Source organism: Paenibacillus harenae DSM 16969 (assembly GCF_000422465.1).
In the GTDB taxonomy this organism is placed as follows: Bacteria; Bacillota; Bacilli; order Paenibacillales; family Paenibacillaceae; genus Pristimantibacillus; species Pristimantibacillus harenae.
Map to the genome: position 1 here is coordinate 484,271 of NZ_KE383843.1, position 13,948 is coordinate 498,218.

A 13,948-nucleotide genomic window follows, 5' to 3' on the forward strand; every position below is an offset into this window, starting at 1 on the left:
TAACGTTGGAGAGAATGAGTCGGATGTGAGTGGCGTTTGTTATATAACCGCTTTCGACCCTGCGGGACGCTTACTGATTGAGCACTTGGGGGGAGAGGTTAGACAATAAGCAATCATCAAAAAATGCCCGTTGACTCCTTCTGGGAATCTTCGGGCATTCGTTTTATTGTAAGGACTTTAGCGATTTCGCCAGCGCATCCGCCACTTTCCAAATATCGCCTGCCCCCATCGTGATCACAAGGTCGCCAGGGGCAACGCGTTCCGTTAAATAGGCAAGAACTTCGTCCTTGGTCGGAAAATACGTCGTGTTCGAATTGCTGTTCGTCTTGATCAGTTCAACCAGCTTGCGCGAGTCTACACCCTCGATCTGCTGTTCGCCAGCCGGCGAATAGATATCGGTGATGACGACCTCGTCCGCCTCCGGGAATGCGCGGCTGAATTGCTCGAATAAGAAAAAGGTTCGCGTATAGCGCTGCGGCTGGAACACGGCAATGATCCGTTTGCCCGTCGCTTTTGCGGCGCTGATTGTCGCTCTGATTTCCGTTGGATGATGTGCATAATCGTCAATCACGAGAATATCGTTCACTTCGCCAAGCACCTGGAACCGCCGTTTCGCCCCCCGAAAGGAATGAATGGCTTCCGCGATCTCATTAAAGGCCAGCCCCGCTTCAAGGCAAGTTACGACCGTAGCCATTGCGTTGTAGACATTGTGTCGGCCCGGTACAGACAACTCAACAGTCCCGAGAGGCGCGCCTCTATGCGTCATCGTGAAGGAAACCTTGCGGTCGCCAAGCACGATATGATCCGCTTTGTAATCCGCCTCCGAGTCGATGCCGTACGTGACGAGCTGCGAGGAAGACACATTCCCTTTATATACCTGCGGGATCAATTCATTTACCGTCTCGTCATCTGCGCACACGATCGCTTTACCGCCCGCCTTTACCTGCTGCAGAAACTGTACATAGGCCGCCTTCAGCTTGCCGAAATCGCCGTCATAATTTTCGAGATGGTCGGGTTCAATATTCGTTACGATAGCCAGTGTCGGGTGGTATTGAAGGAAGGATCCGTCGCTTTCATCCGCTTCCGCTACAACGTATTCACCTTTGCCCGCCTTCGCATTCGTGCCTACGTTAACGATCTCTCCGCCGATAATGTAGGTCGGGTCTGCGTGACAGGCTTCCATAACGAGCGCGATCATGGAAGAGGTTGTCGTTTTGCCGTGAGCGCCGGCAACGGCCACTCCTTTACCTGCATTCATTAGTCTTGCCAGCATCTGTGAACGGTGCAGCACCGGGATGTTAAGCTCCTCAGCCGCCTTCCGTTCGACGTTGTCTTTGGGAAGCGCCGTGGAGTACACGACCAGATCGGCTCCCTTCACGTGTTCCGGCTGATGACCAATATAAATGCTTGCTCCATTCGCTGCAAGCTTCTCCGTTAATTCTTGACGCGCGACATCGGATCCGGTTACTTTATAACCCATTTCCAGCATGACGCGGGCAATGGCACTCATGCCGTAACCGCCGATTCCGATGAAATGAACGTGTTCTGCCGTATTCAAAGACGGTTCACCAACCTTTTTCAGAATCCGAGTTGTACAATATGCGGGAGCGAACGTCAGCTATTAAATAAAGCGTGCCTGTCACGACCCCAAGGTCTGTTTCCCCGGTTAACTGTTGTAATTTTTGTAATGCTGCCTGCCAATTTGGTTCCACGATCAGCTCGAAGGAAAGTTCATGAGGCTGCTGCTGCCGCATTTGCTGTACGATTTCAGCCAAAGCGGACGCATCTTTTTTCATACGAAAATCAGGCTCGGTCACAATAAGCGTATCCACTATTGGTAGTATATGCTTAAGGACATCGTGATGATTCTTATTCTCGAGCATACCCATCATGAGATGTAAACGTTCATATTTATACGTATTTCCAAGTGCTGCAGCTAGTGTCTCGGCCCCTTCCGGATTATGAGCGCCATCCAGCAAAATACGCGGCGTCCGCGATACCATCTCCAGCCTTCCCGGCCAAGCCGCTTCCCGCAAGCCATCCGAGAGCGCATCATCCTCCAGCACCAGCGCGTTGTATTGGCGCAGCACCTCCAGCGTCATCACGGCTACCGCCGCATTCGTCCGCTGATGCTCACCGTTAAGCGTAATGGTAAGCGGTTCGATTGTCCGGAACAGCCCCGTAAAACGGAAGTTCTGTTCATCCTCGCGCAACGACAGCGCCGTTTCCCGATACTGCTCGCCAAGCAGATAAAGCGTGCTGTGCTTCTCGGCTGCGGTCCGTTTAATGACCTCAACCGCTTCAGGCTGCGTCACCGCGCTGACGACGGGGATTCCCGCCTTGATGATGCCTGCCTTCTCGCCGGCGACGGCAGCAATCGTATCCCCCAGGCGATCCATGTGATCATGGCCGATGTTCGTTATGACCGAGACAACCGGATGCACAATATTGGTCACATCCAGCCGTCCGCCAAGCCCCGTCTCCCAGACGACGTAATCCGGATAAGTTACCTTCGCATAAAAGAGGATGGCCAGCGCCGTCGATACCTCGAACATGGTAGGCGAGCCGAGCTCCGACTCCGCGATCGCTTCGACATGCGGCTTCAGCTCATTGGCGAGCTTAAGCAGCGTCTCTTCCTCGATGTCCTCGCCGTTATATTGAAAGCGGTTCGTAAACTTCGTAATATAGGGCGATGTATACGTCCCGACATCATAGCCGCCTTTCAGCAGCACACTTGTTAAATACGCACAGGTCGAGCCTTTGCCGTTCGTGCCGGCAACGTGAATAAATTTTAATCTGCGATGCGGATTGTCGAGCCGCTCCATCAGCTGTTCGACGCGCTCAAGGCCGGGACGAACGCCGAAAGGGATAAGCCCCGTAATCCATTCTACCGCTTCCCGGTAGGAATGCAGCGGCTCCGCTAGCCGCTGCTCGATATTCATATTCGTCATTCTTATCGATCCTTCTTCCGTTTTGCAGCGTTATCCGCGCAATTCCGCAATTCTGGCCTGCACTTTATCGCGTTTCTCTGCATAATCGTTCATTTTACTGCGTTCTTCCTCGATAACTTTGGCTGGCGCTTTCGCCACGAAGCCTTCGTTGCCGAGCTTCTTCTCAACCCGCTCAACCTCGGCATTCAGATGCTGATGCTCCTTCTCCAGGCGCGCGATTTCCTGTGCGATATCAATGAGACCCGCAAGCGGCAAATAAAGCTCCGCGCCTGTTACGATGGCGGTCATCGCTTTGTCCGGAGCGCTGATCTGATGGCCCGTTTCCAGCATCGAAGTGCCGCAGAACCGTTTGATGAACTCTTCATTCCGCGACAAAATCGCTGCTTCGGCTTCGCCGGCCGGCTTGATCAGCAACTCGATTTTTTTGCTCATCGGTACATTCACTTCGGCTCGGATATTCCGGACCGAGCGGATCACGTCCATGAGCAGCTCCATCTCTTTTACCGAATCAGGAGCCTCCAGAGCGGCATCGTATACCGGCCATTCCGCAAGGGTAATCGTCTCGCCGACATGCGGCAGGTGCTGCCAGATTTCTTCGCTGATGAACGGCATGAACGGATGAATCAGGCGCTGCGTGCGGTCAAGGATATAGGCGAGAACGGACTGCGTCGCCTTCTTCGCGGCTTCGTCCGATCCGTACAGGCTGAGCTTGGCGAACTCGATATACCAATCGCACAGATCGTCCCAAATAAAATTATAAAGGATGCGTCCCGTCTCGCCGAATTCATAGCTGTCGATGAGACGCGTGACGTCGCGTACCGTCTCGTTCAAGCGATGCAAAATCCAACGGTCGGCCGTACCAAGGTTAACCGTAATATCTACGTCCTTCGCTTCCACGCCTTCCAGATTCATAAGCGCGAAACGCGAAGCGTTCCAAATCTTGTTGGCGAAATTGCGGGCCTGTTCCACCCTCTCCCAGCGGAAGCGTAAATCCTGACCCGGCGTGCTGCTCGTCGAAATCATGAAGCGCATTGCGTCAACGCCGTATTTCTCGATAACTTCAAGCGGATCAACGCCGTTACCGAGCGACTTGGACATCTTGCGGCCTTCCGAATCACGGACGAGACCATGCATTAACACGTCTTTAAACGGCATTTCATCCGTGAACTCCAGCGCCGTAAAGATCATTCGCGCTACCCAGAAGTAAATGATGTCGTAGCCCGTCACAAGGACGTCCGTCGGATAATAGCGCTTCAGGTCCTCCGTTTGATCCGGCCAGCCGAGCGTTGAGAACGGCCACAGCGCGGAGCTGAACCACGTATCCAGCACGTCGTTGTCCTGACGTAGATGCTCGCCGGTCATATCCTCGCGCGATACATGCATTTCGCCGGTCGACTCGTCATACCAGGCCGGAATGCGGTGACCCCACCACAGTTGCCTGGAGATACACCAGTCACGGACATTTTCGATCCAGTTCAAATAGGTCTTCTCGAAGCGGTCAGGCACGAACTGCACGCCTTTGCCAGCCTTCTGCGCCGCGATCGCCGCTTCTGCGAGCGGCTTCATCGCAACGAACCATTGCGTGGACAAATACGGTTCTACGACGGCGCCGCTGCGCTCGCTGTGTCCAACCTGATGGACGTGATCCTCGATGCGGACCAGGACGCCCTGCTCCTGCAAATCCTTCACGAGCTTCTTCCGGCAATCCGCGCGGTCCAGCCCTTGATACGGTCCCGCTTCCGCGTTCATCGTTCCGGTCTCATCCATGACGATAATTTGCGGCAGGTCATGACGCTGGCCGACTTCAAAGTCGTTCGGGTCATGAGCCGGCGTAATCTTAACGGCGCCCGATCCGAATTCTTTATCGACGTATTCGTCGGCAATGACCGGAATCTCGCGGCCGACAACAGGTAGAACGATCATTTTGCCGATCAAATGCTTATAGCGCTCATCCTCCGGGTGAACCGCCACGGCGGAATCGCCAAGCATCGTCTCCGGCCGGGTGGTCGCAACCGTTATGAAGCCGGAACCGTCCTTCATTGGATATTGCAAATGGTACAAGTGGCCGTTCAGCTCTTTATACTCGACTTCAATATCGGAAAGGGCCGTGCGTGCGGCCGGGTCCCAGTTAATTATTTTTTTGCCGCGGTAGATCAGACCCTTCTCATAGAGACGGACGAACACTTCGCGTACCGCTTTAGAAAGCCCTTCATCCAGCGTAAAGCGCTCCCGCGAATAATCCAGGGAGAGACCCATTTTGGCCCACTGCTCGCGGATGGTATTCGCATACTGGTCCTTCCACTCCCATACCTTCTCTAGAAATGCCTCGCGTCCAAGATCGTGGCGGGTTACGCCCTGCTCGCGCAGCTTCTGCTCTACCCTTGTCTGCGTTGCAATGCCGGCGTGGTCCGCGCCCGGCAGCCATAGCGCGTCATAGCCTTGCATCCGCTTCGTACGGATGAGGATGTCCTGCAGCGTGAAGTCGAGCGCATGCCCGATATGAAGCATTCCCGTTACGTTCGGCGGCGGAATGACGATGGTGTAAGGCTGGGCATCCGGACGTTTGCCCGCTTCAAAATATTTGCCCTCCAACCAGTAATCGTACCATTTCTGTTCGGCCGCCTTCGGATCATAAGTTGTCGGCATCCCTGTTGTCTTCGTTTGATTTTCTGACATCTGTTCCATCCTCCAAAAAATGTTCTAATACTCCTGATTAAAACAAAAAAACCTTCCGCCCTTATAATAAAGGACGAAAGGTTCAGCTTCCGTGGTACCACCTTTGTTCCGCGCAAAACGATTCGCGCGGCACTCAAACAGATAACGGCTGCGGCCGGCCTGACTTATTCGGCGCACGATCTGCATCCGTTTGGTTCAGGCAACTCCGGGGCGACCCGTAACAGTTCGATCCTGCAGAACCTCTCAGCGTAACGGTTCCACTCTCTTAAGGCTTCGCTGCTTACTATTCCCCTTCAATGTCGTTATTGCACATATATATGCATAATCATACCTTTGTTCCACGGCTGAGTCAACCAGGGTCGCGATCAGCCGGTACGAACGAATGCCCCTATCGCTTATTTTCATAAGCAATAGAGGCATTGTTCAGCACAAAACGTTATGGTATATAGAGAAGTTGGCCTTCTGTCACTTCGGATTCATCCATCCGGTTATAAATTAATATTTCCCGAGGATTCAAGCTGTATCGCAAGGCGATTGCTTCCAGTGTCTCGTCCCTTTGTACGATGCACATCCGGATTTTGCGAAACTCCCTGTCCTCTGATTGTTTACCCAGGAAGAGGTTCTTCCATTCGATCTCGTCGCCCGGTGCTTGATTTCGCGCATCCTCGGCTGCCTGCTCCTCCGCGACGATCTGCTCGGCAGCCTGACGGGCCGCCTGCTCGCGCCTGCTCGTCTGAAGCAGGGTTTGAATACCGACATGAACCGCCGGTCCCCCGTCGCTCTCAGGCTGTTTGCCTGTGAAGGCGATGCGCAGCTCCTGCTTCTCCGGCTCTTGCTCCTCTTCCTCCAAGGACTGTGCCTGAAGAAATGGCGAAGCTTGCGCAATCTCTTCTTCGGGCTGCGCTCGAATAGGCTCATCCTCCGGCTGCGGAGGCTGCTGCAACGCTTCCGTGAACGGGGATGAAGTTGTCAGCCAGCCTTCACCTTCCGATGGCTGGGAATAAGCCGCGATCTCACGGTCCTCTTCCTCTTCCATTTCCCCCGTCTCTGTCTGCTGCGGGCTTGCGGCAAACAGCTGGGAGGAAGTCCAGCTATAATCCGGCGAAGCAGACGAGATTGTTACCGAGGCGGCAGCCTCCTCTTCCTCATCCTCTTCGTCTTGCAATTCCAGCTGCCGTTCTGTGGAATAAAACGGCTCAACCGCGGCAGGATTCTCCTCCGCCTCCGGTATGTAAGATAGCTCCTCGTCGGCTGCCTGTCGGATGGCTTCCGCCTCTGCCTGCTGTTCCTCAATGGCTTCGCGCTGATGCACGACCGTGAACGGTTCCTCGCGCCATGTTTCCTCCGGCTCTTGGACTGGCTGGGCGGATATCCCCCGAAGCGAAAGCACGCCCGTAATGTTCAGCGTCCGGGCCGACAATAGATCGACGTCAAAATTGTCGATTTCAATCGAAATATCGTCCAGCCTCGTAATGCGGTTCATCGGAAGCGTTATTTCAACCGGAATCCAATGCTCCAGCGCTAGCGGAAGCTCACTATCATTTTGCCCCCGATAAATCCCGCTTAAGAGCAGCTGTCCTTTCAGTACCGCATGATCGCCTTCATCGATAACTTGAATGCGGGGAACAAGCTCAATTTCCTCCAGCTCATCAATGCCCGCGACATCATCGGGCAGATGGACGCGCTCATACACATCAAAACGTAATCCGTTCATTTGATCAGACACGTCGAAGTCCTCCCTCCTCATACTGAATGCTTGGGCTACCATTACATTCACTACTTATCTATATGGTAGGTTGGGCAGGAGCATGACTATCATTTTGAACGGGGTAACATGTTTTGCGCAAGCTTCGTAAGCCATTCGGGCCAAGGAGCGGGAACATCGACCGCCATTCCCGTCCATGGATGGGGAAATAGAAGGCGCTCGCCGTGTAGCGCTTGATGAGGCAGCATGCGGGAATCGCCGCCGTATAACTCGTCTCCAAGGAGAGGATGGCCGATATGGCTCATATGTACTCTAATCTGATGCGTTCTTCCGGTTTCCAGCTTTACTCGGACAATCGTATATGGCTGTCCCGCCTCGATTACTTCATAATGCGTAACGGCTGGCTCACCGCCTTCCGTGACGCGCCTTCTTGCGCGGTGATGCCTGTCCTTGCCGATCGGCAGCTGCACGGTTGCCGCAGCTTTGGCTACTCGCCCATGGACGACCGCAATATAGTGCCTGTCGATTTCCTTCAGCCGCATGGCTTCGTCCAGATTCCACTGCGCCAAATCGTTTTTGGCATACAGTACGGGACCCGACGTATCGTCATCGAGCCGGTGGATATGCCGGACCGTTAAAGGATCGCCTTTCTCCAGCAAATGCCTTGCAGCCGCTTCATCCAGCGTCCCCCTCTGTCCCGGGGCCGATTCATGAACCGGCATGCCGGCCGGCTTGTGGAAGACGATGCAGAAATCATCTTCATACAAGACGGCAGGCGGAGAATTCACCGGCGGCAGCGCAGCTTTCCGGTAATTCGGATCGCCGAGCGGGTCCGCCGCAGGGAAAACGAGCAGCCGCAGCCGATCTCCGTTCCACCCGATTCCGCCAATTGAAAACAGCCGATTTATCCATTTGGGCGGAAATAAAGAACGAGCCAACAGCCACTGCCGCACCGCATGCGGATGACTGCCGGCCTGCGGCTGACCAAGCACCGGCAAGTTCGCCGGAGTCTTGGATCCGCCCGATCCTTCCAAGTCGGTCAGGCTCGGCCAGTCAAGCTCAAGCCATGTTCCATCGCGTACTGCTTGCCAGTTCGTCAGCATACCGGCATCCTACAAACGGCTTAACGCTTGATCATGCGCCGCGATCGTCGCGTCAATATCTTCATTGGTATGAACGGCCGAGACGAACATGCCTTCAAACTGCGATGGCGCGATACTGACGCCCAGAGTAAGCATCGCCGCGAAATAAGCTTTGAACCGCTCCAGGTCGGAAGTTTTTGCCGTATCGTAGTTAATGACAAAGGTGTCGGTGAAGAAAGGACATACCATGGAGCCTACGCGGTTGATCGTGCTGGCAATACCGTGCTTGCGGGCGTTCGCCTCAAAGCCCAGCTGCAATCTGACCGCCTGCCGTTCCAATAGCTCATACGTTTCAGGAGTTAGGAGCTTAAGCGTCGTATAACCAGCTGCCATCGCGAGCGGATTGCCCGATAACGTCCCCGCTTGATAGATCGGTCCGCTTGGCGCGATCAGCTCCATCAGCTCCCGTCTGCCGCCGTAAGCGCCGACCGGCAGGCCGCCGCCGATGACTTTGCCGAAGCAGGACAGATCCGGCGTCACGCCGTACAAGCCCTGCGCGCAGCTGTAAGCGACGCGAAAGCCCGTCATGACCTCATCGAAAATAAGAACGCTGCCGTATTGTGACGTGATATCCCGAAGCCCCTGCAGAAAGCCGGGAAGCGGCGGAACGACGCCCATATTGCCTGCTACCGGCTCGACGATGACACAAGCAATCTCTTCGCCGAACTTCTCGAATGCGAGCTTTACCGATTCGAGATCGTTATACGGCACCGTGATCGTATTGGAAGCCACATGCTCCGGAACGCCCGGGCTGTCGGGCAATCCTAATGTCGCAACGCCGGAGCCCGCTTTAATCAGCAGACTGTCCGCATGCCCGTGATAGGAGCCCTCGAACTTTAAAATCTTGTTCCGCTTCGTATAACCCCGGGCGAGCCTTAACGCGCTCATGGTCGCTTCCGTACCGGAATTAACCATGCGAACGACCTCAACGGAAGGAACGCGCTCGCACACAAGCTCTGCCATTAGCGTCTCCAGCTCCGTCGGAGCGCCGAAGCTTGTCCCTTTCTCCGCCGTCCGCTTGATGGCATCGACGACCTCCGAATGGGCGTGGCCCATAATAAGAGGGCCCCATGATGCGACATAATCGATGTAGACGTTGCCGTCGATATCATAGATGCGGCTGCCCTCTCCCCGATCCATATAGACGGGAGTTAAGCCAACCGATTTGAAAGCCCGTACCGGACTATTCACGCCGCCGGGCATCACTTGCTTCGCTCTGGCAAAAGCCGCTGCCGAGCGCTCGTTATTTCTAAGGTTCGATTGTTCACTCATTCGCTTATTTCTCCCCTTTCAACCAACGGGCTGCATCCTTCGCATGGTAGGTAATGATCAGATCGGCGCCTGCGCGCTTCATGCCGGTCAACGTCTCGAGCACAATGGCGCGTTCATCGATCCAGCCGCTCGCGGCAGCTGCCTTGACCATTGAATATTCCGCGCTGACGTTGTATGCGGCCACAGGTAAATGGTATTGGTCCTTAAGCAGCCTAATAACATCCAGGTAAGCAAGCGCAGGCTTTACCATCAGCATGTCCGCGCCTTCGGCGATGTCGGATTCCGCTTCGCGCATGGCTTCGCGCACGTTTGCGGGATCCATCTGGTACGTCTTCCGGTCTCCGAACTGCGGCGCCGAATGCGCCGCGTCGCGGAACGGTCCGTAATAGGAAGAAGCGTATTTCACGGAATACGACAGAATCGGAATGTCGCTGTAGCCCGCCTCATCCAAGCCTTCGCGGATCGCAAGCACGAAGCCGTCCATCATGTTCGAAGGCGCGATAATATCCGCACCCGCTTCAGCCTGGGAAACCGCTGTTTGAACGAGCAGATCCAGCGTTGAATCATTGTCTACCTCAGCCGTTCCCGTCGCCTCATGCACGTGTACGATGCCGCAATGTCCGTGATCGGTAAACTGGCATAAGCAGGTGTCTGCAATAACCACAAGCTCTGGCGCCCATTCCTTGATCGCCCTGATCGCTTGCTGCACGATACCGTTCGCGTCATAGGCGGAGGTGCCGATCGCATCCTTCGTTTCCGGAATACCGAACATGAGCACCGACTGAATGCCTGCCGCAACGACGTCCCGAATTTCTTCCTCCAACCGGTCCATGGAAAAATGATATACGCCCGGCATCGAAGGAATTTCCTCTTTGATGCTCTCGCCATAGGTTACAAAAATAGGATATATGAAATCATTCGAGCTCAGCACCGTTTCCCTTACCAGGCTTCTAAGCGCCGCTGATTTGCGTAATCTGCGATTTCTAACTGTTGGAAAACTCATCTGTTGTCTCATCCTCCCTACAAGGTTTGCTTATTCGCCGTCCGGTAATCCACAATTGCGCGCAGCAGGCCGTCGAGCGTGGAATCCTCAGCTTCTACCGTTGGTTTTAGACCGGCAGCCATTATCGTTTTCGACGTGACAGGTCCGATGCTCGCAATTGGAATTTCGGACAGCAGCCGGGCCGGATTCTCAATCCCGCTGCGTTTCAACACCTCGAGCAGATTGGTTACCGTGGATGAGCTTGTAAAGGTAATCATGTGAATGTCCTTCTCGCGCAGCCATTCCAGCGCCAGCTCGTCATGCTCCTCCGCAATCACCGTTTCGTATACGTCAATTTCGGTCGGGACGAGTCCCAGCGCCTTCAGCTCGCGCGGCAGCACCTCCCGGGCCAAGTCGCCGCGCGGCAGCAGAACGCGTTCGCCCGGCTGCAGCCTGGAAGCAAGCTGCTCCAGCAAGCCTTCCGCATGAAACAGAACCGGCAGCTCCTCGGCAATAAGTCCGCGCTGCGCGAGCGCTTCAGCGGTTTTCGGACCGACGGCAGCCACTTTGGCCCCGTGAAATCTTCTTGCATCGATCCGGAACTTACGCAGCCAATGAAAGAAATAGTCAACCCCGTTGACGCTCGTGAACATCAGCCACTCATATTGCTCGGCCCTTTCAAGCGCAGCTTGAAGCGCTTCAAGGTCAGCCGGCTCCGAAGGTTCTCTCGTCTCAATAACGGGAAATTCGCAAGGCTCTCCGCCAAGCGCCTCAATCCGGTCAGCCAGCTCGCTCGCCTGCGCTCGGGCACGGGTAACGAGCACGCGCGTGCCGAACAACGGCTTCTTCTCGTACCATTGCAGTTTCTCGCGCTGCAGCACAACCTCGCCGACGATAATAACGGCAGGCGGCTTGAAATCCGCTTCCTTCACAACCGCTTCAATGGTCTCAAGCGTCCCGACTACCGTGCGCTGCTCTACCCTCGTTCCCCAACGGACAAGCGCTACAGGCGTTTGCGGCGGTTTGCCGTGCTTCATCAGCTGCTCGGCGATATACCCGATTTTGGCAACGCCCATCAGGAATATTAGCGTTCCCGTAGCATTCGTTACCTTATCCCAATGGATGGAACGGTCCAGCTTGTCAGGGCTTTCATGACCGGTGATGATGGATAACGAGGAAGCCAGATCCCGGTGCGTCACCGGAATACCCGCGTAAGCGGGGACAGCGATCGCAGACGTTATACCGGGCACGATTTCAAATTCGATGCCATTGTCAACGAGCAGCTCGGCTTCTTCTCCCACACGGCCAAAAATCGACGGGTCACCGCCCTTTAGGCGGGTAACCGTCTTTCCCTCCAGGGCAAGATCAACGAGAAGCTGATTGATGTCCTCCTGTTTCATCGTATGGCGGTCCGGCAGCTTTCCAACATAGATTTTCTCCGTACCGGGCTTCAAATAACGAAGCAGTCTGGGACTTGCCAAACGATCGTATACCACTACGTCGCATTGCTTTAAGCACTCCAAACCCCGCACCGTAATTAGCTTAGGATCGCCGGGTCCGGCGCCGACCAAATAAACTTTCCCCTTATTCAATCTATTATCCCCCAATTTCCGCCAAAATCCGGTCCGCGCCGCGTGCGATAAGCGCATCCGCCACATCGCGTCCGAGCTGCTCGGGATCCGTCCCCCGCTTCATTTCCTTCAGCAGCGTAACCCCGTCCGGCGTGCCGACGATACCGGTCATGACCAGCTCTCTTTCGCCTGCCACTGCTTCGCCGCCTACCTCGCAATAAGCGCCGATCGGCACCTGGCAGCCTCCATTCAGAGCGCCGAGAAAGCTTCGCTCCGCACGTACCGCAAGCTCTGTCTCGATATCGTTAAATAAACGCAGCAGCTCCCGAAGTTGCAGATCATTCTCACGGCACTCGATACCCAGTGCGCCTTGGCCTACCGCAGGCAAGCATACGTCTACCGGCACGTTAGCTGATATCCGATCCTCCCAGCCCATACGCGTAAGGCCGGCGGCTGCGAGAACGATCGCATCAAGCCCCTCCGTTTCAAGCTTGCGTATACGCGAGTCGATGTTTCCTCGGATCGATTCCAACTGCAGATCCGGCCTTGCATGCTTCAGTTGGCTGGAACGGCGCAGACTGCTCGTTCCGACGCGCGCGCCCTGCGGCAGATCGGCTAAGCAGCTTCCCTCCCGCATAACGAGGCAATCCCGGGGATCAACCCGCTTAGGCGTAGCTCCGTTCATCAGACCTTCCGGCAGCTCATACGGCATATCCTTCATGCTGTGCACGGCCAAGTCAATTTCGCCATCCAGCAGCGCTTGCTCGATTTCCTTCACGAACAAGCCTTTACCGCCTACCTTGGACAAGGTGACATCGAGTATCCGATCCCCTTTCGTCACCATTTTTTTTACCTCGAACGTATAATCAAATCCCTGCTCCCGGCAGATTCTCTTCAGCTCGTCAATAACCTGACCCGTCTGCGTCAAAGCAAGCGCGCTTTGTCTTGTGCCTATAACGATAACCCGCTTGTCCCGATGATTCGTTCCCATCATAGTTGCCCCCTGTCAATGCGATGATGCAGACTTTGCAGCCACTCATCTATATCGAAATGTTTTCGATTCAGCTCCGGCGCTTCTTCCGCCGCAAGCTTCAGGACCTTCTGTCTGTCCTGCTCATCAAGCAGCATTTGCTGCGCTCGTTCACGCAAGTCGCGCAAGCGCGACGTTATTTCCTCATACTGCGGCCCGTACCGCTCCGCAAGCTCTGTCTTAATCCGCTGCGATAAGGCGGGGCTTGCTCCCGAAGCGGTAACGGCAAGCAGCAAATCTCCCCTTCGCACTACCGACGGGGAAATAAACGAGCTTCGGCTGAATTCGTCGGCCGCATTGAACAAGACGCCATACCGCATGCAATCCGCCGCCGCAGCCTCATTCACCTGTCCATCATTCGTCGCCGCGAACAGCAGCCACGCCTCGCGCGCATCCTTTTCGGTATACTCGCGCAGCTCCACTCGAATGGAACCTTCCTTTGCGATCTCTGCGATTCTCGGCGTAACGGCCGGGCTAATGACGATAACCTGATCGGCCCCTGCCTCCAGCAGCCCAAGCAGCTTGCGCTGCGCGACGGCCCCTCCGCCAACAATGACGCAGCGTTTCCCCCGCAGCTGCAGTACGACCGGGTAATATCCATTCATTTGCTGTCCCCCGC

10 protein-coding genes and 1 other annotated feature are annotated in these 13,948 nt (G+C 55.2%); all 10 genes read right to left on the reverse strand.

The genetic code is table 11. The annotated features are described in order from the left end of the window. Window positions 1-163 precede the first annotated feature (163 nt). Entirely contained in the window at window positions 164-1,558 is a 1,395-nt protein-coding gene (gene murC, locus H581_RS0121655; RefSeq protein ID WP_028611831.1) for a UDP-N-acetylmuramate--L-alanine ligase, read from the reverse strand. A gap of 7 nt (window positions 1,559-1,565) precedes the next feature. Then, a complete protein-coding gene (locus H581_RS0121660) occupies window positions 1,566-2,951 on the reverse strand; it encodes a bifunctional folylpolyglutamate synthase/dihydrofolate synthase (RefSeq protein ID WP_156889660.1) in 1,386 nt (461 codons plus the stop codon). 30 nt (window positions 2,952-2,981) lie between these two features. After that, the gene (locus H581_RS0121665; RefSeq protein ID WP_028611833.1) at window positions 2,982-5,627 is read right to left on the reverse strand and encodes a valine--tRNA ligase; all 2,646 of its coding nucleotides are present in this window, start codon (window positions 5,625-5,627) and stop codon (window positions 2,982-2,984) included. Window positions 5,628-5,693: 66 nt separating this feature from the next. Then, window positions 5,694-5,933, reverse strand: a binding site (T-box leader). A gap of 130 nt (window positions 5,934-6,063) precedes the next feature. Further along, complete coding sequence (locus H581_RS0121670; protein WP_028611834.1) at window positions 6,064-7,353, reverse strand: LysM peptidoglycan-binding domain-containing protein; 1,290 nt, start codon at window positions 7,351-7,353, stop codon at window positions 6,064-6,066. Between the two features lie 89 nt (window positions 7,354-7,442). Continuing rightward, on the reverse strand, window positions 7,443-8,435 hold the full coding sequence (locus tag H581_RS34980) for an RluA family pseudouridine synthase (protein ID WP_084134713.1): 993 nt from the start codon (window positions 8,433-8,435) through the stop codon (window positions 7,443-7,445). A 9-nt stretch (window positions 8,436-8,444) separates the two neighbouring features. Next, a complete protein-coding gene (gene hemL, locus H581_RS0121680; protein WP_028611835.1) occupies window positions 8,445-9,746 on the reverse strand; it encodes a glutamate-1-semialdehyde 2,1-aminomutase in 1,302 nt (433 codons plus the stop codon). 4 nt (window positions 9,747-9,750) lie between these two features. Further along, window positions 9,751-10,749, reverse strand: coding sequence for a porphobilinogen synthase (gene hemB, locus H581_RS0121685; protein WP_028611836.1), 999 nt, complete (start codon window positions 10,747-10,749; stop codon window positions 9,751-9,753). 17 nt (window positions 10,750-10,766) lie between these two features. Continuing rightward, window positions 10,767-12,320 carry a uroporphyrinogen-III C-methyltransferase gene (gene cobA, locus H581_RS0121690; protein WP_028611837.1) on the reverse strand — a complete coding sequence of 518 codons (1,554 nt, stop codon included), beginning with the start codon at window positions 12,318-12,320 and terminating at the stop codon, window positions 10,767-10,769. Window positions 12,321-12,324: 4 nt separating this feature from the next. Beyond that, window positions 12,325-13,293 carry a hydroxymethylbilane synthase gene (gene hemC, locus H581_RS0121695; protein WP_425414629.1) on the reverse strand — a complete coding sequence of 323 codons (969 nt, stop codon included), beginning with the start codon at window positions 13,291-13,293 and terminating at the stop codon, window positions 12,325-12,327. Then, complete coding sequence (locus H581_RS34985) at window positions 13,290-13,934, reverse strand: precorrin-2 dehydrogenase/sirohydrochlorin ferrochelatase family protein (protein WP_051251190.1); 645 nt, start codon at window positions 13,932-13,934, stop codon at window positions 13,290-13,292. The genes hemC and H581_RS34985 overlap by 4 nt, the downstream gene beginning before the upstream one ends. Window positions 13,935-13,948: the final 14 nt, after the last annotated feature.